General features: G+C 69.1%; 21 protein-coding genes. 9 read left to right on the top strand and 12 right to left on the bottom strand.

Features of this window, described 5'->3' with window-relative positions; translation table 11 throughout:
- Positions 1 to 150: 150 nt before the first annotated feature.
- Together ACQFZP_RS17575 and ACQFZP_RS17570 are read right to left on the bottom strand one after the other, a co-directional pair.
- A complete protein-coding gene (locus tag ACQFZP_RS17575) occupies positions 151 to 1,452 on the bottom strand; it encodes an Nramp family divalent metal transporter (RefSeq protein ID WP_211892259.1) in 1,302 nt (433 codons plus the stop codon).
- Positions 1,453 to 1,656: 204 nt separating this feature from the next.
- Positions 1,657 to 2,592, bottom strand: a complete 936-nt coding sequence (locus tag ACQFZP_RS17570) for a dihydrodipicolinate synthase family protein (protein ID WP_179555962.1) — start codon at positions 2,590 to 2,592, stop codon at positions 1,657 to 1,659.
- A gap of 191 nt (positions 2,593 to 2,783) precedes the next feature.
- Here ACQFZP_RS17570 and ACQFZP_RS17565 point away from each other — a divergent pair, with 191 nt between their 5' ends.
- Positions 2,784 to 3,827: a LacI family DNA-binding transcriptional regulator gene (locus ACQFZP_RS17565; RefSeq protein WP_104310376.1), complete on the top strand. Its 1,044-nt coding sequence runs from the start codon at positions 2,784 to 2,786 to the stop codon at positions 3,825 to 3,827.
- A 297-nt stretch (positions 3,828 to 4,124) separates the two neighbouring features.
- On the opposite strand, the gene ACQFZP_RS17560 is transcribed toward ACQFZP_RS17565, so the two are convergent.
- The gene (locus ACQFZP_RS17560) at positions 4,125 to 4,679 is read right to left on the bottom strand and encodes a TetR/AcrR family transcriptional regulator (RefSeq protein WP_179555964.1); all 555 of its coding nucleotides are present in this window, start codon (positions 4,677 to 4,679) and stop codon (positions 4,125 to 4,127) included.
- Positions 4,680 to 4,733: 54 nt separating this feature from the next.
- Between ACQFZP_RS17560 and ACQFZP_RS17555 the strand changes: the two genes are divergently transcribed.
- The gene (locus tag ACQFZP_RS17555) at positions 4,734 to 6,254 is read left to right on the top strand and encodes an MFS transporter (protein WP_211892257.1); all 1,521 of its coding nucleotides are present in this window, start codon (positions 4,734 to 4,736) and stop codon (positions 6,252 to 6,254) included.
- Between the two features lie 333 nt (positions 6,255 to 6,587).
- Positions 6,588 to 7,616, top strand: coding sequence for an ATP-dependent 6-phosphofructokinase (locus ACQFZP_RS17550; protein ID WP_104251579.1), 1,029 nt, complete (start codon positions 6,588 to 6,590; stop codon positions 7,614 to 7,616).
- A 79-nt stretch (positions 7,617 to 7,695) separates the two neighbouring features.
- On the opposite strand, the gene ACQFZP_RS17545 is transcribed toward ACQFZP_RS17550, so the two are convergent.
- From ACQFZP_RS17545 to purS, 3 genes are read right to left on the bottom strand one after another with little or no spacing between them, the layout of a single operon-like run.
- Positions 7,696 to 8,232 carry a DUF3817 domain-containing protein gene (locus tag ACQFZP_RS17545; RefSeq protein WP_307852978.1) on the bottom strand — a complete coding sequence of 179 codons (537 nt, stop codon included), beginning with the start codon at positions 8,230 to 8,232 and terminating at the stop codon, positions 7,696 to 7,698.
- Between the two features lie 3 nt (positions 8,233 to 8,235).
- Positions 8,236 to 8,940 (bottom strand): phosphoribosylformylglycinamidine synthase subunit PurQ, encoded by a 705-nt coding sequence (gene purQ / locus ACQFZP_RS17540; protein WP_068495145.1) that lies wholly within the window; start codon positions 8,938 to 8,940, stop codon positions 8,236 to 8,238.
- Complete coding sequence (purS, locus tag ACQFZP_RS17535; protein WP_104310379.1) at positions 8,937 to 9,296, bottom strand: phosphoribosylformylglycinamidine synthase subunit PurS; 360 nt, start codon at positions 9,294 to 9,296, stop codon at positions 8,937 to 8,939. Before purS ends, purQ begins: the two co-directional genes overlap by 4 nt.
- Before the next feature lie 120 nt (positions 9,297 to 9,416).
- Here purS and ACQFZP_RS17530 point away from each other — a divergent pair, with 120 nt between their 5' ends.
- From ACQFZP_RS17530 to ACQFZP_RS17520, 3 genes are all read left to right on the top strand, one after another.
- On the top strand, positions 9,417 to 10,868 hold the full coding sequence (locus tag ACQFZP_RS17530) for an AI-2E family transporter (protein WP_249312709.1): 1,452 nt from the start codon (positions 9,417 to 9,419) through the stop codon (positions 10,866 to 10,868).
- Complete coding sequence (locus tag ACQFZP_RS17525) at positions 10,868 to 11,722, top strand: hypothetical protein (RefSeq protein WP_211892256.1); 855 nt, start codon at positions 10,868 to 10,870, stop codon at positions 11,720 to 11,722. The genes ACQFZP_RS17530 and ACQFZP_RS17525 overlap by 1 nt, the downstream gene beginning before the upstream one ends.
- 281 nt (positions 11,723 to 12,003) lie before the next feature.
- Positions 12,004 to 13,116 carry a transaldolase family protein gene (locus ACQFZP_RS17520; RefSeq protein WP_104310381.1) on the top strand — a complete coding sequence of 371 codons (1,113 nt, stop codon included), beginning with the start codon at positions 12,004 to 12,006 and terminating at the stop codon, positions 13,114 to 13,116.
- Between the two features lie 206 nt (positions 13,117 to 13,322).
- Here ACQFZP_RS17520 and ACQFZP_RS17515 read toward each other — a convergent pair whose 3' ends face one another.
- The gene (locus ACQFZP_RS17515; protein WP_211892255.1) at positions 13,323 to 13,988 is read right to left on the bottom strand and encodes a TetR/AcrR family transcriptional regulator; all 666 of its coding nucleotides are present in this window, start codon (positions 13,986 to 13,988) and stop codon (positions 13,323 to 13,325) included.
- A gap of 92 nt (positions 13,989 to 14,080) precedes the next feature.
- Between ACQFZP_RS17515 and ACQFZP_RS17510 the strand changes: the two genes are divergently transcribed.
- Positions 14,081 to 15,565 carry an MFS transporter gene (locus ACQFZP_RS17510; RefSeq protein WP_249312708.1) on the top strand — a complete coding sequence of 495 codons (1,485 nt, stop codon included), beginning with the start codon at positions 14,081 to 14,083 and terminating at the stop codon, positions 15,563 to 15,565.
- Positions 15,566 to 15,634: 69 nt separating this feature from the next.
- Here ACQFZP_RS17510 and ACQFZP_RS17505 read toward each other — a convergent pair whose 3' ends face one another.
- The 4 genes from ACQFZP_RS17505 to purD all read right to left on the bottom strand — a co-directional run bounded on the left by ACQFZP_RS17505 (position 15,635) and on the right by purD (position 19,876).
- Entirely contained in the window at positions 15,635 to 15,937 is a 303-nt protein-coding gene (locus tag ACQFZP_RS17505) for a DUF1905 domain-containing protein (protein ID WP_211892253.1), read from the bottom strand.
- A gap of 52 nt (positions 15,938 to 15,989) precedes the next feature.
- Positions 15,990 to 17,522, bottom strand: coding sequence for a SulP family inorganic anion transporter (locus ACQFZP_RS17500; RefSeq protein WP_374100776.1), 1,533 nt, complete (start codon positions 17,520 to 17,522; stop codon positions 15,990 to 15,992).
- A gap of 180 nt (positions 17,523 to 17,702) precedes the next feature.
- Positions 17,703 to 18,596, bottom strand: a complete 894-nt coding sequence (locus ACQFZP_RS17495; protein WP_179555971.1) for a phosphoribosylaminoimidazolesuccinocarboxamide synthase — start codon at positions 18,594 to 18,596, stop codon at positions 17,703 to 17,705.
- Complete coding sequence (gene purD, locus ACQFZP_RS17490) at positions 18,593 to 19,876, bottom strand: phosphoribosylamine--glycine ligase (protein WP_211892252.1); 1,284 nt, start codon at positions 19,874 to 19,876, stop codon at positions 18,593 to 18,595. The genes ACQFZP_RS17495 and purD overlap by 4 nt, the downstream gene beginning before the upstream one ends.
- A 243-nt stretch (positions 19,877 to 20,119) precedes the next feature.
- Here purD and ACQFZP_RS17485 point away from each other — a divergent pair, with 243 nt between their 5' ends.
- The gene (locus tag ACQFZP_RS17485; RefSeq protein ID WP_181026850.1) at positions 20,120 to 20,494 is read left to right on the top strand and encodes a sterol carrier family protein; all 375 of its coding nucleotides are present in this window, start codon (positions 20,120 to 20,122) and stop codon (positions 20,492 to 20,494) included.
- A gap of 83 nt (positions 20,495 to 20,577) precedes the next feature.
- Entirely contained in the window at positions 20,578 to 21,003 is a 426-nt protein-coding gene (locus tag ACQFZP_RS17480) for a hypothetical protein (protein WP_104310387.1), read from the top strand.
- A gap of 253 nt (positions 21,004 to 21,256) precedes the next feature.
- On the opposite strand, the gene ACQFZP_RS17475 is transcribed toward ACQFZP_RS17480, so the two are convergent.
- Complete coding sequence (locus ACQFZP_RS17475; RefSeq protein ID WP_211892251.1) at positions 21,257 to 21,871, bottom strand: energy-coupling factor transporter transmembrane component T family protein; 615 nt, start codon at positions 21,869 to 21,871, stop codon at positions 21,257 to 21,259.
- Between the last annotated feature and the right edge of the window lie 87 nt (positions 21,872 to 21,958).

The raw sequence follows: 21,958 nt of genomic DNA, 5'->3' as shown, positions 1-21,958 counted from the left end.
GACTTCCGTGATGGATGCGCCCCACCGGCCACCGGGGACGCATCCGAGCCCGTTTCATCACGGAAATCGGTCAGGGCCCGCGCCCAGCAGAGAGCTGAGCACGGGCCCTGATCGTCGGCCCAAGCCGCCGAGGCGCTTCGCCTGCGCCGCCTACCCGCCGATGAAGCTCATGAGCAGCCGCACGGAGAGCGCGAGCACCGCGACGAGGCCGAAGATGCCGAACAGGTTCTGCCACCACTTGTTGCGCATCTCGCCCATGAGCGAGCGGCGGTTCGCCATGATGATGATGAGTGCCGCCAGGATGGGCGCGACCAGGATGGTGAGGGCCTGGGCGAGCACGATGAGCTCGACGGGCGAGGTCTGGAAGATGAGCGTCACCGCCAGACCGAAGGCGAGGATGAAGCCGCTCGTGACGCGGGCCGTGATGGTGTTCGCGGATCCACCCCTGCCGAACGCGTCGGACAGCATCGTGCCGCCGGCGATCGCGTTGGGGATCATCGAGGAGAACGCCGCTCCCGCGAAGCCGAGGGCGAAGATGAAGCCGCCGACGGGTCCCGCGAGCGGTTCGAAGATCGCCGCCAGGCCGGTGATCGAGGTCGCGGTCTCGGCGGTCTTGCCCAGGGCGCCCGCCGCGACGACGATGACGAGCCCCGTCATGATGCCAGGCGCGATGATGCCTGGGATCGTGTCGACCAGCGTCACGTCGCGGTAGTCCTCCTCCGTGCGGCCGCGCTCCTTCGTGCCGTAGGAGGTGTAGAAGGCGGCGTTGATGGAGAAGTTCGTGCCGACGAGCGCCACGATGAGCAGCCAGGAGCCCTCGGGTGCGGTCGGGATGAGCCCGCGGCCCGCCTCCGCCCAGTCGGGGTTGACGACGAACGCGCTCACGACGAAGCAGATCGCCATGAGGGCGACGATGCCGATGAGCACCTTCTCGATGACGTTGTAGATGCTGCGGATGAAGAGCACGGCCGCGACGCCGAGGGTGCAGATGGCGGTCCACATGACGGGCGACGAGCCCTCGACGAGCATCGAGAGTCCGAGGCCCGAGCCGACCGCGTTTCCCACGGAGAAGCACAGCGTGATGAGGAAGACGCCGACGCCGGCGACGACCCCGAGCGGCTTCCCGAGGTGGTCCTTGATGGAGGCGATGAGGGACACGGGCGATTTGATGCCGAGTCGCACGCTCATGTCGGTGAGGAAGATCATGAGCACCGTCGAGACGGCGATGACCCAGATGAGGGCGTACTGGTACGAGCTTCCGGCCTGGACGGCCGTGGTGAGGTTGCCGGGCCCGAACTGCCAGGCGCCCGCGACGAACGCGGGTCCGATGAGGGCCAGCTGCTGCCAGAAGCGGCGGCGAGTGCGGCGGGATTCGACGATCGTGCGGACTGCTTCGGTCGAGATGCGTGCGTGGCCGGTGCCCGGCGTCGAGTGGAGGCGGGTGTCGCCCATGGGGGTCTCCTTCGGGGAGTGCGGCTGATCGGATGCGGGGCATCCGGCCGCGAAGTCGTCATTGACTTGGGGGTCGCGCAGGTTGGGGGAACCGGCGCGACCGGTGCCGCTTCCGTGGCGTGCGTGGCGGCGTGTGTCGTCGATCTTCGAGCAGTCGACGTCAAGCGTATGGGGCAGCGACCCTGTTGTCGCTGCCCCTGCCTGCTAGGAGGCGACCGTCACGCGGTCGAGCCCTGCGATGGCGAACGCCTCGGCGATCTCGCGGTCCGCGCCGTCCGCGAGTGGCAGGAGCGGGGTGCGGACGGTCGCGTGGTCGAGGATGCCGCGGTGCACGAGGCCCCACTTGAGTGCGACCGTGCCCTCCATGTGCGAGCCGCGGTGGTACACGTTCTTCGTGACGGGGAGCAGGCGCTCGTGGATCTCGTGCGCCCGGTCGTAGTCGTGCGCCTTGCCGGCCTCGATGAGCTCGACGAGCGCCTCGGGAGCGATGTTGCCGTAGCCGACGAGCAGGCCGTCGACGTCGAACATCGTGGGCAGCAGGTACTCGTCGTGGCAGGAGAGGATCTGCAGCTCCGGGTAGGCGGCACGGAGCGCGGGGATCTCGGTGTACCAGCGGCGCATGTTGCGGACGCCGTTCTTCGTCGCGAAGACGCCCTCCTGGCCGGCGATCTCGAGCTGCGTGTCGAGGTTGTAGCTGGCCTTCGTGTTGTCGGGGTACTGGAAGAGGATCAGCGGGAGTCCGCTCTCCTCGTAGATGTCGCGGTAGCGCGTCTGGGGCGCGCCGTCCTGGTAGCCGAAGCGCAGCCACCCGTGGGACGGGTAGACGAGGCCGGCGGACGCGCCAGCATCCACTGCCCGCTTGGCTTCCTCGGCGGCGACGGCGTTGCCCTCCTGGGTGATGCCGGCGACGATCGGGATGCGCGAGTCGACCGACTCGCGGAAGGCCGTGATGACCTTCGCCTGCTCGGTCTGCGTGAGGAACGTCCCCTCGCCGGCGTGGCCGAGGACGACGAGGCTCTTGACGCCGTCGACGGAGCCGAGCCAGGAGCCGAGGCGGTGGATGGCGTCGTAGTCGACGGCGCCGTCCTCGGTGAAGGGGGTGACGGGGGCGGGGGAGAGGCCGCGGAGATCGATCGACATCTTGTCTTCCTTTGCTCATCGTTGAGGTGGTGGGTCCCGGCCGTTGCGGGCTGGCGTTGCTTCTGGTCCTGCCAGGGTGCAAACGTTTGCGGGAACGATTGCAAGTCTTGATGCAAACGTTCCCGGTGTCAACCCCCGAATCCTGTGATTGCTGCCGGAGCGGTGTCAGCGACCGGGATACACTCCTCCGCATGAGGCGAAACGACAGTGCTGTTGCCCCCGGAGCGGGCGAGCGCCGAGTCGTGACCCTCAAAGAGGTCGCCGCCGAAGCCGGCGTCAGCATCTCGACCGTCAGCCGCATCCTCGACGAGCGCACCGCGCAGTCGCAGTCGGCGACCGCCGTGCGCGTCCGCGAGATCGCGAACGAGCTCGGCTACCGGCGCAACGTGTTCGCGTCCCAGCTCCGCCGCGGATCGACGAGCACGATCGGCGTGCTCGTGCCGCGCCTCAGCGACACGGTCATGGCGCTCATGTACGAGGCGGTCGAGCGTGCAGCGGCCGCGCGCGGCTACGTCGCGGTCGTCGCGACGACCGGCGACGACGCCGAAGGCGAGCAGCGCGCCGCCCAGGTCCTCCTCGACCGCAACGTGGATGCGCTCATCATCGCCTCATCTCGACGCGTCGACTCCTTCCCCCAGTCGCTGCAGGAGTCTGGCATCCCGCTCGCACTCGTCCTGCGCACCGACGGCGTCAGCCCGTCCTCCCTCGGCGACGACGAAGTCGGCGGCTACCTCGCCGTGCGGCACCTCATCGACCTCGGCCACCGCGACATCGCACTCGTCACGGGTCCCGACTTCACGTCCAGTGCACGAGACCGCCTGGCCGGAGCGCTGCGGGCGGCGCGCGAGGCCGGCATCGAGATCCCTCCGCACCGCATCGCGGGCGACGGCTTCCGCATCGAACACGGCGCCGCCGCCGCCGAGCGCATCCTCGACGCGGCCGACGTGCCGCCGACCGCGATCTTCGCCGCGAACGACAACCTCGCCCTCGGCGTCATGGCCGCCTCGCACCGCCACGGCCTGCGGATCGGCACCGACCTGGCCCTCGTGGGCTACAACGACGTCCCCTTGGCCGAGGCCCTGCCCGTGCCGCTCACCTCGGTGCGCACGTCGTTCGACCAGATCGCCACGACCGCGCTCGAGCTGCTGCTGACGCCCGGCGCAGGTCCCGTCATCCGCCGCGCGATGCCGACCCTCATCCCGCGCGCATCCAGCTGCCCGCCGCCGCAGCGCTGACCGCGGCTCCGTCGGCCCGTCGCGGGTGCCGAGTGCGCCGCGGTCCTGTCCAACATCAGTGCAATATGGCCGCATTTCGCCCCGTCAGGCCGTCGTTCGCGCGTTCTTGCACTGATGTTGGACAGGTCCGCCGCTCGGTGGCTGGGTCGACCGGCGCTCCGGGGCTTCGTGCCTCGTGCTCGCGCCCGTGCTCTGGCCCTGCCCCCTGTGGCCAACTTCCGTGATCGATGCGCGCCCGTGGCGTTCGTGGCGCCGGACGAAGGCGCTTTGTCCCGCAGCTTGGTCAGGTGAACGTCGTTACTCGTCGAGGAGGTCGAGGAGCGTGCGGATGATCGCCTCGCGCTCCCCGTCGCTCGGGAGCAGCTTCGCGGCTTCGGGGAGGCTCTCGCGCGACTCGCTCACGAACGACGTCGAATGGTAGAGGCCGTCGCCGAGGAGCTTCGTCATGTGGGCGACGAGAGGGCTGCCGGTCGATTCGAGGATCGCGTCGTGCCACGAGCGCTCCAGCTCGAGCACGGCTCGGGTCGCGCCCTGGTTGCCGTTGCGGGAGAGGTTCATGACGGCGAGCCAGGCGGTGTCGAGCTCGTCGCCGACCGAGCTGCTCATCTCGATGAAGTGGCGGACGGTGGTCGCGGCGTCGCCGTGCAGCTGGTCGGCGCTTGCTCGCGCCATGCCGGTGAAGCGCTCGATGAGCGCATCCGCCAGCGCCTCCTTCGAGGGGAAGTGGTAGATGAGTCCGCCCTTGGAGACGCCCGCGATGCGGGCGACGGCGTCGAGGGTGGTCGCGGCGACGCCCACGGTGGTCAGTGACTCCTCGTAGGCGTCGAGGATCTTCTCTCTGGCGGAGCTCATGGCCGACATCTTACAGTTGCCAGCTATACCGGCTGGTCGGTATAGTCGTTCTTCATGACCACACTGATCGAACAGCGCGCAGGCCGGAAGGAATGGCTCGGCCTCGCGGTGCTGATGCTCCCCGTCCTCCTCGTGTCGATCGACAACACGGTCCTGAGCTTCGCCCTTCCCTACATCGCGCTCGACCTCAAGCCGAGCGCCGCGATGCAGCTCTGGATCATCGACATCTACCCGCTTGTGCTCGCGGGCCTCCTCGTCACGATGGGCTCATTCGGCGACCGCATCGGCCGCCGCAAGCTGCTGCTCATCGGCTCTACGGGATTCGCGCTCGTCTCCGTGCTCGCGGCCTTCTCCGTCTCCGCCGAGATGCTGCTGCTCTCGCGTCTGCTGCTCGGTGTCTTCGGCGCCATGATCATGCCGTGCACGCTCTCGCTGCTGCGCGGCATGTTCCACGACCGCGCCCAGCGCCGCCTCGCCATCGCCATCTGGGCGACCGGCTTCTCGGCGGGCACCGCCATCGGGCCGATCGTCGGCGGCGTGCTCCTCGAGCACTTCCACTGGGGTTCCGTCTTCCTCATCGCGGTGCCGTTCCTGCTGCCGCTGCTCGTCTTCGCGCCGCTGCTCGTCACCGAGTCGCGCGACCCGAACCCCGGCCCCATCGATGTTCCCGCGATCCTGCTCTCCATGGCGGCGCTCGCGCCCATCGTCTTCGCCATCAAGCACACGGCGACCGACGGCCTCGACCTCATCTCGGTGGGCTCGCTCCTGGTCGGCCTGCTGTCCGGTTGGCTGTTCGTGCGTCGACTCCTGAAGCAGGAGAATCCGATCCTCGACATGCGCTTGTTCGCGGTGCCCGCCTTCACCGGCTCGGTGCTCGTGAACCTCGTCAGCGTCGTCGCGCTCGTGGGTCTGCTCTTCTTCCTGTCGCAGCACCTCCAGCTCATCCTCGGACTCACTCCGCTGCAGGCCGGCCTCATGCTGCTGCCAGGGACGGTCATGATGATCGTCGCCGGCCTCCTCATCGTGCGCGTCGTGCGCCGCGTGAAGGTGCACATCGCGATGGCGTTCGGCCTCGGCCTCGCGTTCCTCGCCTACCTGTCGCTCGCGATCACGGGCGGCTCAGCGCCGCTGTGGATGCTCGTGGCGGCGTTCACGCTGCTCGCGGCGGGAATCGCGATCGCCGAGACGCTCTCCAACGATGTCATCATCGCGAGTGTCCCGCCGGCCAAGGCCGGCGCGGCGTCTGCCGTCTCGGAGACGGCCTACGAGGTGGGCGCGGTGCTCGGCACGAGCGTCCTCGGTGGTGTCCTGACGTCCAGCTACCGCTCCGGCATGGTCGTCCCGGAAGGGGTGACCGCCGAGCAGGCGGAGGCGGCGCGGGAGACCCTGGCCGGTGCCGTGAACGTCTCGAACGAGCTCGAGGCGGGTGGCATGGCGTCGCAGGCGCAGACGCTCCTCGACTCCGCGTTCCACGCCTTCGATGCGGGCAGCACCGTCACGTCGGCGGTCGGTGCCGTGCTCATGGTCGGCGCGATCTTCCTCGCGCTGCGCATGGTCAGCAAGACGCCCGCGTAGTCGGCGTCGCCGGCAGCTGTCGCTCGCATCGCGCGGACCCTCGGTGGGTCGTAGGGCTGTGCAGCCAGTCAGGTTGACGTGAACCCCGAACCGGGGGTCGGGCTCCAGATTCGGAGCCCCACGTCACCCTGACCGGCAGCGCCTGCGTGGCAGACCGACCCACATCGTCGCTCGTCAGAAATCGCGCGAGACACCCGGACCCGGTACTGTCGCTGTCGAGCCGTCTTCCAACGCAGGAATCCGCTTCTGCACTGAATCCGTTCCGCAGTGGGTGGGCTACTCAACCGTGATGGCTGTTTGCGTGTATTGCCACACCCAGAGGAGAACCAACGCATGAAGATCGGACTGCTGACCAGCGGCGGCGACTGCCCAGGACTCAACGCTGTCATTCGTGGCAGCGTGCTCCACGGCATCAAGACCTATGACAACGAGTTCGTGGGCTTCCGCGACGGCTGGCGTGGCGTCATCGAGGGTGACGTCATGGATCTTCCTCGCACGAAGGTGCGTGGCCTCGCAAAGCAGGGCGGCACGATCCTCGGCACCTCGCGCACGAACCCGTTCGACGGCCCCAACGGCGGTCCCGAGAACATCGCCGTCATGATGGAGCGCCACTCCGTGGATGCGCTTATCGCGATCGGCGGAGAGGGCACGCTGGCCGGCGCCAAGCGTCTCGCTGACGCCGGCATCCCAGTGGTCGGCGTGCCGAAGACCATCGACAACGACCTCCAGGCCACCGACTACACGTTCGGCTTCGACACGGCCGTGCAGATCGCGACGGACGCCATGGACCGCCTCCGCACGACCGGTGAGTCGCATCACCGCGTCATGGTGGCCGAGGTGATGGGCCGCAACGTCGGCTGGATCGCGCTGCACTCCGGCATGGCGGCTGGCGCTCACGCCGTGCTCATTCCGGAGCAGAAGGTGCCGATGACGCAGGTCGCGGAGTGGGTTTCCGAGGTGCACCAGCGTGGGCGCTCGCCGCTCGTCGTGGTCGCCGAGGGCTTCATCCCCGAGGGCATGGACGAGGTGCTCTCGCAGGGCACCGAGGTCTCCGGTCGGCCCCTTCTCGGCGGAGTTGGCGACTACGTGACTGCTGAGCTGGAGAAGCTGACGGGCATCGAGACGCGCAACACGACGCTCGGCCACATCCAGCGTGGTGGCGCGCCGACGGGGTTCGACCGCGTGCTTGCGACCCGTTTCGGCCAGTACGCCGTCGACATGGTCAACGGCAAGCAGTGGGGCAACATGGTCGCGCTGCGCGGCACCGAGATGCAGACCGTCGCCTTCGAGGAGGCCCTCGACGGCCTCAAGACCGTCCCCCAGGACCGCTGGGACCAGGCGAAGATCTTCTTCGGCCGCTAGGCCGTCGGGTCGTTGACCCGAGATGCACGAAGAGGGCGGATGCAGGTGCATCCGCCCTCTTCGTGCACGCGCAGGGTGCTCAGTGGGTGCCGGTGGGTCCGACGAGGGCGCCGCTGAGGGAGCCGGTCAGGATGACGACGGCGAGCACGATGACGGCCGCGCTCATGGTGATCGGCCGGTCAACGAACCAGCGGACGATGCGCTGCAGCGAGAAGCCCTTGGATGGAGCGTCTCGCCAGCCGCCCTCGAGGGCGCCCCGGCGCTCAGCCCACCAGTCGTAGACGAGCGTCGCGAACGGCGGGATGGCCGCGAACCAGCCGAGCCCGAACATCCACCACGGCCAGCGCTGGTTGATGCCGACGAACGCCGTCACGACCAGGTAGACCATGAACATGGCGCCGTGCAGCGAGCCGCCGACGGACACGAGCAGGTCGGTGGTCTGCGTGACGTACTTGAGGAACATGCCGGTGAGCAGCAGGGCCCACGTGATGGCCTCGCCGATCGAGACCGCCCGGAGCAGGACGCGCGGGGTGAGGCGCCGGCCGTCGGTGGGGGTCGTCGATCCGATCGCCGTGGCCTGCGCCGTGCGCCCGGCCGTCGTGCTCGCTTCTGACACCGTCTAGACGCGCGCGAGCAGCGCCTCGACGGCGCTGCGGAAGATCGGGAGGCCGTCGAGGCCGGAGGCCATGTGGGTCGCTGTGTCCGGTCCGAAGCCGAGCTCGACCGCGTGCTCGGGGTGCGGCATGAGGCCGACGACGTTGCCGCGTTCGTTCGTGAGGCCCGCGATGTTGTTGCGTGAGCCGTTCGGGTTGACGTCGACGTAGCGGAACGCGACCTGGCCCTCGCCCTCGATGCGAGCGAGCGTCTCGTCGTCGGCGATGAACCCGCCCTCGCCGTTCTTCAGCGGGATGGTGATCTCGGCGTTCTTCTCGTACGCGTTGGTCCACACGGTGTCGTTGTTCTCGACGCGCAGCACCTGGTCGCGGCACACGAACTTGCCGTGGTCGTTGCGGATGAGCCCACCGGGCAGCAGGTGCGCCTCGGTCAGCATCTGGAAGCCGTTGCAGATGCCGAGCACGGGGAGGCCCGCGTTGGCGGCCGTGATGACCTCGGCCATGATCGGCGAGTGGCTGGCGATCGCGCCTGCGCGCAGGTAGTCGCCGTAGCTGAAGCCGCCGGGGAGGATGATGGCGTCGACGCCGTGCAGGTCGTGCTCGCCGTGCCAGAGGGCGACGGCTTCACCGCCCGCGAGGCGCACGGCGCGCTGGGCGTCGCGATCGTCGAGCGAACCCGGGAACGTGATGACGCCGACGCGGGGGCTCATGAAGCGGAGCCCTTCGACTGGACCTCGGCCGCGATGACCGATGCGAGGGACGCCTCGGTGTCGGCGGCGACCGCGTCGTCAGCGTCGTCGTCGGCCGACTCGGCGCCGTCTGGCAGGACGTCGATCGAGATGACGTCCTCGATGACCCCGTTGGCGAGCAGCTCGTCGGCGACCTGCGAGATCTCCTCCATGAGCTCTGCCGTGACTTCGCGGTCGGTGGTGATCTCGAAGCGCTTGCCCACGCGCACGTCGTGCAGGTGGTCCTTGCCGAGGCGCGAGAGGGCGCCGGCGACGGCCTTGCCCTGCGGGTCGAGGAGTTCCTGCTTTGGCATGACGATGACGACGATCTTGGGCATCGGGAGCGGCTCCGATCGGTGGAGGAAAGAGACGCCCCCAGCTTACCGTCAGGCGCGGATGCGCGAGGCTCGTCCAGAATGTCGGTGCACACGCATAGCCTTGACCCACATTCTCGGCCGTTGGCATCCCCGCCGGCCGCTATCGCTGACATCTCGGGAGCATCCATGCGCGACAAGCTCAAGCGCCTCTTCGGCGGCGGCAAGCGGGCGGGGCGTCCCGCGCCAGTGCTGCCCGCGCCGTCCGCGTCCTCCGTCGCGGCGCAGCTGGCGGCGCAGTCGTCGCCTGTCGAGCACCTCGATGCTCCGGCGCGAGATGAGGTCATGGTCGGCGGCAACGCGGTCCAGGCATACGCGCCAGACGATGGCGAGGGCCGCGGCCGGCGCCCGACGAGCGTCGGCGTCATGTGGACCGACCAGCTGGGTCGCGTCGCGACGCGGGCGCTGCAGGGGCTCGTCATCGTCGCTGCCGCCACCCTGCTCATCTTCGCTGGACTGCAGGTCACGATCGTCGTCATCCCGGTGCTGCTGGCGCTCATCGTGTCGGCCGCCGCGTGGCCGATCATCCGATTCCTCACGTCGAAGAAGTGGCCGCCCGCGCTCGCGACCATCACCGTGCTGCTGGCCATCATCGTCTTCCTCGGCGGTGCGCTCACGATGGTCGTGCTGCTCGTGCGCAACCAGTGGTCGGAGCTGTCGGAGCAGGCGGTCCAGGGGTTCAACCAGGCTATCGAGTGGGTGAACGCGACGTTCCCGATCACGATCGACCAGGACCAGATCAACGAGTGGCTGGGCCAGGCGCAGGACTTCATCTTCACGAGCCAGTTCGGCAATGCCGCCGCGAGTGGGCTCACCGCCGGCATCTCCGGCGTCACCACGTTCATCACGAGCGGCGTGCTCTTCGTCGTCATCCTGTTCTTCTTCATGAAAGACGGCCCCCTCATCTGGGGCTTCCTGACGAAGCCGCTCAAGGGTGCGAACAAGCGCCGCGCGCGACTCATGGGGTCCCGCGCTGTGGAGGTCATGGGCGGGTACGTGCGAGGCACGGTCATCGTGGCCCTCGTGGATGCGGTGTTCATCGGCATCGGGCTCGCCATCGTCGGCGTCCCCCTCGCCTTCCCGCTGGCCGTGCTCGTGTTCATCCTCGCGTTCATCCCGATCGTGGGCGCGACGCTGGCCGGCATCCTCGCAGCGCTCGTGGCGCTCGTCACGAACGGGCTCGTCCCGGCCATCGTGGTCGTCGGCATCGTCGTGCTCGTCAATCAGCTCGAGGGCAACTTCCTCCAGCCGGTCGTGCTCGGCAAGTCGCTCAAGCTGCACGAGCTCGTCGTGCTCATCGCGCTGACGGTCGGCACGATCCTCGGTGGCATCGTCGGGACCCTGCTCGCGGTGCCCGTCGCAGCCGTCAGCTGGGCTCTCATCCGCGCCTGGTACGAGCCCCTCGAGAAGCTGCAGGAAGACGAAGCCCTGCCTGATGACATGCGAACCAGGCTGCCCTGGCGCAAGAACCTCGACGAAGACGACGCCCCGGCCGGCGCCTCCTCAGGCGCCAAGGGCTCGAGCATCGACGTCTGATGTTCGCAGGGCTGATCCGGGGGATCCGGGAGAAGGGCGTCCTCGCCGAGCTCAGTTCGGCAGGCATCGCCGTGGCCGTGCTCGTCGGCGTCTGGACTCTCTCCACGATCTCGGACGTCTCGCAGTTCCCGTACGACGCATCCACGTGGTCGTACGTGGGCATGGGGGCTCCCGCGCTCCTCGGCATCTGGCTGAGCGTCGAGCTCCTCGGTCTGCCTGACGCCGAGGATCGGCCGCTGCTCGGGCGCTTCATGGTGCGCACGATGGTGGTCGGGCCGTTGCTCTTCACGGCCTCCTGGCTGCTCGGCACCCTGCTCCTCCTGGTGCTGACGCTCACGGGCGGCATCGTGCCGGAGCTGAACGAGACGGACGGGCCCGTCGCCGAGGTGCTGCTCAACGCCTTCCTGACGTGGCTGGTCGGCGTCGCAGCGGTGCTCCTCGGGGCCTTGCTCGGGCTGGTGTTCATCGTGCTTCCCGTCCTCTCCTGGCGTGACCCCGCGAGGGCGGCCGAGATCAACGCCGAGACCGTGCCGAAGGGTGACCTGGCCCGTGCGCGGCTCGAGCGGCTGACCTTCTCGGGCATGCTCGCCCTCATCTTCCTGGCGCCCGCCCTCTGGGTCTTCGGTGAGGACAACGCCAAGGCGAGGAGCGCCCCTGAGGCGTTCGTCAACGTGTGGCGTGCCGTCGTCGACTTCGAGCCGTCCTGGTGGGACCGGTACCTCTGGGACATCGTCTGGGTTCTCGGGATGCTCAGTGCGCTGCTGCTCGTCGCGCTGGTCGTCATCATCGTCCGACAGCGGTCGAAGCACGGCTCATCGTCCAAGGGCCGCGGTTCGAAGGCCGGCGGAGAGTAGCTCAGCACGCATCGGTCGCTGCCCGGGCCACCACGAATCGAACGCACGCGCGGAGGCACTCTCGGTGGGCGGCCATCCTCGCTGCGCCGACATCTGGCGACGGTAATACCTGTTGTGATAATGTCAGGACATATGCGGCAGGCGGGTAGCGATCGGCACGGGCTCGAGGAAGAGCATCCGCGTCGTCGATGGCTCGCGAGGCTCAGCGCCCCGGACCTCGGGGAGCGTGGCTGCCGCGGCACCGGCGAACCCGGCCAACAGCCACCGATGAGGAGAACAGCATGACCCTGCTCGAAACAGCGCCTTCCAACGACAACGGCACCCCGGCGACGGAGCTCGCACCCCTCGCCTGGGCCGCGCAGAACACGCAGACCGCCCTCTGGAACGACTCGGCGGACCCGGAGGAGCTCACGAAGTCCATCGAGTTCGGGGCTGTCGGTGCGACCTGCAACCCGGTCATCGCGTTCGCGGCGATCAAGAAGCGTCCCGATGTCTGGGGTCCGCGCATCAAGGAGATCGCCGCGCAGAACCCCACCTGGGGCGAATCGGAGATCGGCTGGCAGGCCGTGCGTGACCTCTCGATCAACGCGGCCCGACTCCTCGAATCCGAGTTCGAGCGCAGCGGGGGCCGCAACGGCCGCCTCTCCATCCAGACCGATCCGCGCCTGCACCGCGACGCCGCGGCCCTCGCCGACCAGGCCGAGGAGTTCTCGAAGCTCGCGAAGAACATCATCGTCAAGATCCCCGCGACGAAGACAGGCATCGAGGCGATGGAAGAGGCCGCCTACCGTGGCGTCAGCATCAACGCGACCCTGAGCTTCACGGTGCCGCAGGCTGTTGCCGTCGGTGCCGCGCTCGAGCGCGCCCTCGAGCGCCGCGCGGCCGATGGTCTCCCCGAGCAGGAGTTCGGCCACGTGGTCACGATCATGGGCGGACGTCTCGACGACTGGCTCAAGAAGTGGACGACCGCGAACCGCATCCTCGTCACGCCCGGCATCCTCGAGTGGGCAGGCGTTGCGGCGCTCAAGCGCGCGCACGCCGTGTTCCAGGAGCGCGGCTACCGCAGCCGCGTGCTGTCGGCGGCCTTCCGCAACCAGCTCCAGTGGTCCGAGCTCGTCGGTGGCGACATCGTCGTCTCGCCGCCGTTCGACTGGCAGGCCCGCATCAACGAGAACAACCTCCCCGTCTCCGAGCGCATCCACGTGCCCGTCGATGCCGCGATCCTCGAGGAGCTGGGCACGCTCAGCGAGTTCCGCCGCGCTTACGAGGTCGACGGCATGGCTCCGGAGGAGTTCGAGGACTTCGGGGCGGCGCGCAACACGCTCCGCCAGTTCCTCGATGCGGACGCACAGCTCGACGCCCTCGTGCGCGAGATCCTGGTGCCCGCCGCCTAAGGCGCCCACGGCGGAGGCGCCCACGGCGGCTATCCGCCACCATCCGCTTCCTGAACTGAGCTCGGCCGCGCCGCGTCGCGACACCCGGAGCGTGCCGAGCTCATCCCGCCTGCTGCTCAATCAGCGTGGCGGCGCAGGGGAGGGTCCGTAGTTTTCTCGCGAGGAAAGCCGACGGGCCCTCCCCTTTTCGCGTGCCCGCGCCCACGTCAGTGCGCGGGGGTCCCGCGGTGGGCGGCGGGCAGTACGACGTTGTCGATGATGCCGACGAGGAACTCCCTGTCCGGTGGCTGGCGCAGGATGAGGGTGCGAAATGCGGCCATCGCCGGCGCAATCATGCTGAGGGTGTCCAGCTCGACATCGGCGGCGATCTCGCCGCGCTCGATGGCGCGCTCGAAGAGCACGCGGTTGGCGGCGGCGCGGGGAGCGACGATCGCCGCGTGCGCTGCGGCGGCCATCTCCGGGTCGCGCGCGATCATCGAGACGACACCGGTCATGACGTTGAGCTTGCGCTCGGCGTCGCGGATGTTCGGGGGGCGCACCATGGCGATGAGGTCGCCGCGCAGGGTGCCCGTGTCGGGGAGCGCCTCGAGGTCGAGGTCCTTCGACTTCATGCAGGCCACTGCGTCGAGCACGAGGTCCGACTTCGAGGCCCAGCGCCGGTACAGCGTGGCCTTGCCGGCCTTCGCGCGGGTTGCGACCATGTCGATCGTCATGCCGTCGTATCCGGTCTCGGCGAGCACATCCAGCGCCGCCTCGAGGATGTCGGTATCGCGCGTGTGGTCGCGCTTGCGTCCGAGCCGCGGCTTCCCGGCTGTCTCGTCTGGTGTCGCCGGTGCTGCGGGGGAGCTGTCGGCGAGGTGTGTCTTCGTCATCGAAACCGCCTCTCGTCGCTGCACAGACTAGCCGTGCACATTACGGAACTCAGTGTATCCGAAACGGCCGAGTCTCGGATATGGTGATGCGCATGCCTGAAACCTCTGCACCCGCGACGGATCGTCGCCGCTGGTTGACGCTGGTCGTCGTCGGTCTCGCCCAGCTGATGGTCGTGCTCGACGCGACCGTCGTCAACATCGCCCTGCCGTCCGCGCAAGCGGACCTCGGGTTCTCCGATGGCCAGCGCCAGTGGATCATCACGGCCTACTCGCTCGCCTTCGGCAGCCTCCTGCTCCTCGGAGGCCGCCTCTCCGACCTCATGGGTCGCAAGCGCACGTTTGTCATCGGGCTCATCGGCTTCGCGGTCGCCTCCGCCCTCGGCGGCGCTGCCCCGTCCTTCGAGCTGCTCGTCGCAGCCCGCGCCCTGCAGGGTGTCTTCGGTGCGCTGCTCGCGCCGACGGCCCTTGCCGTCCTCACGACGACCTTTACGATCCCCAAGGAGCGCGCCAGGGCCTTCGGCGTCTTCGGCGCGATCGCTGGCGCGGGCGGAGCAGTCGGTCTGCTCCTCGGTGGCGTGCTCACGGAGGCGTTCGATTGGCGCTGGAACCTCTACATCAACGTCGCGATCGCTGCCGTCGCGCTGGTCGGCGCCTTCGTCTTCGTGCCGTCGATCGCCCGCACCGGTCCACGCCCGAAGCTCGACATCCCGGGAACGCTGCTGGTCTCCGCCGGCCTCTTCGCGCTTGTCTATGGCTTCTCGCACGCCGAGACCGACGGGTGGGATTCGCCGCTCACGTGGGGCATGCTCGCCGGCGCGGTCGTGTTCCTCGCCGGGTTCGTGGTCTGGCAGACTCGCGCCGGGCACCCGCTGCTTCCCCTGCACATCGTCCGCGACCGCAACCGCGGCGCCGCCTACCTGTCGGTCATGATCGCGGGCGCCGGCATGTTCGGCGTCTTCCTCTTCGTCACGTACTACCTGCAGCTCACGCTCGGCTACTCGCCCATTCAGACGGGGCTCGCGTTCCTGCCTATGATCGCGATGCTCGTGCTGGCCGCACAGCTGGGCACGAACCTCTTCGTGCCGCGCTTCGGCCCGAAGGTGCTCGTCCCGATCGGCATGACGATCGCCGCGAGCGGCATGGTCTGGCTCACGTTCCTGGATGCGACGAGCTCGTACGCGGCGCACGTCATGCCGCCGCTCATGATGATCGGCTTCGCGATGGGGACGATCATGCCCGCGTCGATGCAGACGGCCACCCTCGGCGTCGACCGCGAGTTCGCCGGGGTCGCGTCGGCGATGGTCAACACGAGCCAGCAGGTTGGCGGTTCGGTGGGCACCGCACTGCTCAACACGCTCGCCGCGACGGCCGCCACCGACTATCTGCTCGAGCATGGCCGGGATGCGGTCGGCGACGCCATGATCGCCAGCTACGCCGCCGCCTACTGGTGGGGCGCGGGCTTCTTCGCGCTCGGTGCTGTCGTCTCCGCGTTGCTGTTCCGACGCCGGAACCAGGGGCTCTCACTCAGTCGGGAGATCGAGGCGGAAGAGGCCGCAGAGCCGACCCTCGCCCACTAGACGTGCGGCCGCCGGTCTGGGCTTCCGTGTCCATGCCGCGCGTCCGGGCGCATGCTCAAGCGTCGCGGGTCACCGCTCCTGCAGGTCGACGAGACGCACCTTGCCGACCACCGGCGCATCCAGCTCGAGCCCCTCGGCCTCGCGCACGGCCTTCTTGATGGGCAGGATGTAGGCGTCGTCGCTCGGGAAGATCGATGTGCGCCACGTGGAACCGCCGACGGCCGCCTCGACCCGCACCGAGCCGAAGCCGTGCGTGAAGCGCTCCGTGGCGGCCGCGATCTTGTCGGACGCGTCCTCGCTGAGGCTCACGAACGTCCACAGCTCACGCCGCTTGTCCCAGCGCCACAGGGGATTCGAGAACGAGAACTCCATGCGACCATGATCGCGCACGAGAGCGGTCGCGGCGAGCTCCGCGATGCGGGGGCTAGTGCCCGCCGCCCGGCAGCACGTCGCGCATCCGCTGCAGGCGGGTCTCGCTCTCGGCGTTCAAGCCGACGACCTCCACGGTGGCGCCGTGCCTCTCATACTTCTCGATGACGGCATCAAGAGCTGCGACGGTCGACGCATCCCAGACGTGCGCCGCACTCAGGTCGATGACCACCCGTGCCGGGTCGGACGCGTAGTCGAACTGCGCGTACAGATCGTTCGACGACGCGAAGAACAGTTGGCCCGTCACCGCGTACGAGGCGAGCGCACCGTCGTCCGACAGGGTCCGCCGCACCTCGACGACGTGTGCGACACGACGCGCGAAGAGCAGCACGGCGCACAGCACGCCCGCCCCGACGCCGATCGCGAGGTTGTGCGTCGCGACCGTCGCGACAACCGTCACGAGCATGACCGCGGTCTCGCTGAGCGGCATCCCGCGCAGCGTCGACGGGCGGATCGAGTGCCAGTCGAACGTCGCCCAGCACACGAAGATCATGACGGCGACAAGCGCGGCCATGGGGATGAGCGCCACAACGTCGCCCAGCAGCACGACCAGGAGCAGCAGGAAGACCCCGGCGAGGAACGTCGAGATGCGCGTGCGCGCGCCGGACGCCTTCACATTGATCATCGTCTGCCCGATCATCGCGCAGCCGCCCATGCCGCCGAAGAACGCGGTGATGACGTTCGCGGCACCCTGCCCCCACGCCTCGCGGGTCTTGCTGGAACGCGTATCCGTGATGTCGTCGACGAGCTTCGCCGTCATGAGCGATTCGAGCAGCCCGACGAATGCCATGGCCAACGCAAACGGGAAGACGATCTGCAGCGTCTCCAACGTGAGCGGCACATCCGGCACGAAGAACCCCGGCAGGGTGCTCGGCAGCTCGCCCTTGTCGCCCACCGTGGGAACGCTGAGCGACGCGAGCACCGTGATGAGCGTGAGCACCACGATCGCGACCAGCGGAGCAGGCACGACGGTCGTCAGTCTGGGAAGCCCGAACACGATGATGAGGGCCAGCAGGGTGAGCGGATACACGAGCCACGGCACCCCGAGCAGCTCGGGCACCTGCGCCAGGAACACGAGAATCGCGAGCGCGTTCACGAACCCGACCATCACCTGGCGCGGGATGAACCGCATGAGCTTCGCAACCCCGATCACGGCGAGCAGCACCTGCAGCACACCGGCGAGGAGCACCGCGGCGATGAGGTAGTCGAGCCCGTGCGAGGCCATGAGCGGCGCGATCACGAGCGCGACGGCGCCCGTCGCCGCCGAGATCATGGCGGGCCGGCCGCCCAGGACGGCGATCGAGACGGCCATCGTGAACGAGGCGAAGAGACCCACCCGGGGGTCCACTCCCGCGATGACCGAGAACGCGATCGCCTCGGGAATCAGCGCGAGCGCCACGACCAGGCCGCCGAGCACCTCCACCTTGAGCAGGCGAGGTGATCGCAGCGTTCGGAGCACCGACTGTCGCTGCTCGGGAGTGATGGCCGTGACGGCGGACACCGGCGCGGATGGGGCAGAGGGAGGCACAGCGGATCCAGTCTCGAGGGTGAGGAAGCAGGAGGACCCGCGAGTCCATGAGCGGCAGCGGAATTCCAGGGCGGTGTCGAGATCGTTCAGACCGCGGAATGACGACCATAGGTCCGCTACGTGCGCCGAGCAAGGGGCGTGCTCGTCCGCACGGCACTGGCCTCGGCGTCTGAGACGTGGCTAGGCGCCGACTCCGAGGCGGTCGAAGAGCTCCGCGTAGCGAGCCTGGGTGCGCTCGATGACCTCGGCCGGAAGCGCGGGCGGTTCACCCTGCTTGTCCCAGTTCGAGGACAGCCAGTCGCGGACGATCTGCTTGTCGAACGACGACAGCCGCTGCTTCAGCGGCAGCGTGGTGTCGGCGTACAGCTTCGCGTCCCAATAGCGTGACGAGTCGCTCGTGAGCACCTCGTCGCCGATCGTGATCTCGCCGTTGGCGGGGTTGCGTCCGAACTCGAACTTCGTGTCGGCCAAGATGACGCCGCGCGCCTCGGCGACCGCGGACGCCTCGCGGAACACCCGCAGCGACAGGTCACGCAGCGCGACTGCATCGTCGAGGCCCACGAGCTCGATCATCTTCTCGAAGCTGATGTTCTCGTCATGCTCACCCTGGGGCGCCTTGTAGGCGGGCGTGAAGATCGGGGCCGGAAGCCGGTCGCCGTCCTCGAGCCCCGTCGGCAGGGCGATCCCGCACACTGTGCCGTGTTCGCGGTACTCGATGAGCCCCGAACCGGTCAGGTAGCCGCGCACGACGCACTCGACGGGGAACATCTCCAACCGCACGACGCGCATCGATCGGGCTGCGGTGTCGGCGGGCAGCGATGCATCCCATCCCGACGGCTCGCGCAGGTGGTTCGGCACCGCGATGCGGTCGAACCACCAGCGGCTCAACGCCGTGAGGCGAGCGCCCTTCCCGGGAATGCCGGGGGAGAGGATGTGGTCGAATGCGCTCACGCGGTCGCTCGCGACGACGAGCAGCACGCGGTCGTCGGTCGGTGACTCGTACACTTCGCGCACCTTGCCGGACGAGACGTGCGACCACCCTTCGAGCGTGGGAGTCAGCGCGGCGTCGGTCACGACTGCTGCTCGCGGGCCGCGAGCTCGGCGATGTCTGTGCGGTACTGCGCGCCGTCGACGTGGATGCGCGAGAGCCCCTGGTACGCGAACGCGCGAGCCTCCGCGATGGTCGCGCCGGTTCCGACGACGTTGAGGATGCGGCCTCCGCTTGTCACGAGCGTGTCGTCGTCGCGTTGGGTCGTGGCCGCCTGCAGCACCTTCACGTTCGGCTCAGCCAGCGCATCCTGAACACCCGTGATGGTGCGGCCGGACTGCACGTCCTCCGGGTAGCCCTCGCTCGCGAGCACGATCGTGACCGCCGCGTTGTCGGCGATCGCGAGCTCGTCTGGCAGATGTCCGAGGGTGCCGGTCGCCGACGCGTACAGCAGTTCGGAGAGCGGCTGGGCGAGGCGCTCGAGCACGGCCTGCGTCTCGGGGTCACCGAAGCGCGCGTTGAACTCGATGACGCGGATGCCGGCGCTCGTCACGATGAGTCCGCAGTACAGGAGTCCCGCGAACGGCGTTCCGGAGGCCCGCATCTCGTCGACGACGGGCTTCGCGACCTGGTCGACGATGAGCTTCGAGAAGGCGCGCTCGCCGCCGAAGCGGTCGCCCAGGAACGGGACGGGCGTGTACGCGCCCATGCCGCCCGTGTTCGGGCCACCGTCGCCGGCAAGGAGGCGCTTGAAGTCCTGTGCGGGCGGGAGCGCCCGGACGTTGACCCCATCGGAGAAGACGAACTGCGAGACCTCCTGGCCGTCGAGGAACTCCTCGACCAGCACGGGGCCAGCGGCAAGCCAGTGCTCGGCGTGGATGAGCGCGTCCTCGCGGCTCTCCGTCACCATGACACCCTTGCCGGACGCGAGACCGTCGGCCTTCACGACGTACGGAGCGCCGAACTCGTCGATCGCCGCGGCCGCCTCGTCGAGCGTCGTCGCGAGGCGTGCGCCGCCCGTCGGGACGCCGGCGCGGGACATGACGTCCTTCGCGAAGGTCTTCGAGCCCTCGATCTCGGCGGCGGCCTTCGACGGGCCGAACACGGGGATACCGGCGTCGCGCAGCGCGTCGGCGACACCCGCGACGAGTGGCGCTTCCGGGCCGATGACGACGAGGTCGAAGCCCTCGTCCTTGGCGAACGCCGTCACGAGCGACGGGTTGTTCACATCGAGCCTGATCACCTCAGACTCGTCGGCGATACCCGGATTGCCCGGGGCCGTGACGATCGAGTGTGCGCGCTCGCTGTGGAGGGCGGCAACAATTGCGTGCTCGCGGGCACCGGATCCGAGGACGAGAATTCTCACCGCACCAGCCTAACCGGGGACGACGTCTCCCGCTTCCGCGTGAAGGCAGATGACCGGTCGGCGACACCGGCGGCGCTTCTGCCTGCGCCTCGTCGCGCACCGGTCGCCAGCTCCGGTGACTGCTTCCTCGGATCACGGTGTCCGCCGAACGGAAACGCCGAAGAGTCGCCGAAGTTGGCAGCCCGCCCCGGTGAGGTGCGTCGCTCACCGACTCCGGGGGCGCGGCTGGAGCACAATAAGGACGTGCCGAAACCCCGAATCGCCGACGCCGCTGGCCTCGGAGCCATCACCGCCTGGTCTGAAGCTCGCGCGGAGGGGCGTCCGACGCCTCGTGCCGACGCCGCGACTGCCGTTCGCTACACGCTGCAGGCCCTCGAGGACCGGGCGCCCGGCGCGAGCGTCGAGGTTCGCGTGCCGCCGTTCGGGGCCGTGCAGTGCGTCGAGGGTCCCGGCCACACGAGAGGCACGCCGCCGAACGTCATCGAGCTCGACGCCGACACCTGGCTCGAGCTGGCAACGGGCCGGACCTCATGGCAGGAGGCCTTCGAGGCGAACCGCGTGCGCGCCTCCGGCACCCGCGCCGACGTCTCGGCCTGGCTGCCGCTCGTACGTCGCTGAGGGCGTCGTGCCTCGGCGGGGCCGCCGCCCCGGCCACTGCGCATCCTGCGCGCGCTCACCGGGAACTGCGCGACAATGGATGCATGCTCCGCGAGAACGAACCCACTCCGCCGCGACCTGAAGGCGGCGCCGAACCGACGGCTGACCGCACGGTCCAAGCCGGCGACGAGTTGGAGGGCTACGAGGCCGAGTTCGCCGAGCTGATCGACGAAGACGAGGATGACGGCGTCCGCGAGATGGACGCGAAGGTGCACCGGGTCCCGCGCATGAGCAGCTTCCTCGTGCTCGGCGCCATCGTCGGCGTGGTGCTCGTGACGATCCTCACGTTCGCGTTCCCGCCCAACGAGGCGTTCACGCGCATCCAGGTGTTCGCGTTCCTCCTCGCGTTCACGGTGCCCATCACGCTTGCACTCGGCGGGCTCGCCGGGTACATCGCGGGTCGGGTCTCTGCGAAGCAGTCGGTCGACGCGCGTCTCATCCGCGCCGACGAGCTCGAGAACCGCAGCTAACCCCCCCCCCCCGCACGGCCGCTGCAACAGTGGCCGTGCGCGCGCCTCCCTCTGGAACTGACTGGTGTTCACGGACCCAGTTCATCGCGTCGTGACGATTCGAGGCGGGGGGTGTTGCCACTCAAGGTGACGTAGGACTGAAAATGCGGGCGGTGCGGCGGCGACGCTCCCCACGTCACCCTGACTGTCAGCAAAGGCTGTCAGGTCCCGGTCCGAGCCAGGTGCGGAAGAGCGCGAGGACCTCTCGGTTCGCTCAGTCGTCGAGGCCGCGCGCGTGCAGCGCGTCTGACATGGCGTCGGCGCGACGCAGCGCTCGCACGACAAGCGGCACGGCGAAGGCACGCGGGCTGCCGCGGCGGCCGCGTGCGTACTGCGCCTGCCTCGCGGTCTCGGCGAGCTCGCCGATGAGCGGCACCGCTCGCACGCCGAGCGCGAGCTGCAACGCGATTCGGTCGGGATCCACGCCGACGCGTCGGAGCGGCCGGAGCAGCCACACGATGGCGTCGATCATGTCGGTCGTGCGGGTCGTGAGGCTGACGAGGGCTGCCGCGAGGAGCAGCGCGACGATCGACCCGACGACGCCGAGAGCCCGGGCGAGGTCAGCGCTCCACCACTGGAAGGCGAAGATGCCGATCAGGAAGATCCACGTGGGCCGCACGCCGCGCCAGGCGTAGCGCAGGCTCAGTCGCGCGACCGCGAACCCGAGCAGGGCAGTCGCGACCGCGATGCCGGCGGCGAGCGGCGACGCGATCGCGAGCACTGCTGCACCGGCGGCGACGAGCGCGAGCAGCTTCGCCCCTGCCGGCAGCCGGTGGACGACGGATGCCCCGGGCACGTAGACCGCGAGCGGCGACGAGCGGTCAGCCACGGGCTGTGCCCGGCGAGAGCGGGTGCCCCGCAGCGCGCCCTTCGTCGTCGAGGCGGGCGTCCCAGAACCCCGTCGGCCGGGATGCGG

Source organism: Pseudoclavibacter sp. Marseille-Q434 (genome assembly GCF_050315415.1).
Taxonomy (GTDB): Bacteria; Actinomycetota; Actinomycetes; order Actinomycetales; family Microbacteriaceae; genus Pseudoclavibacter.
Note: the sequence above shows the minus strand (reverse complement) of the source record. Positions and strands in the feature narration are given on the sequence as shown.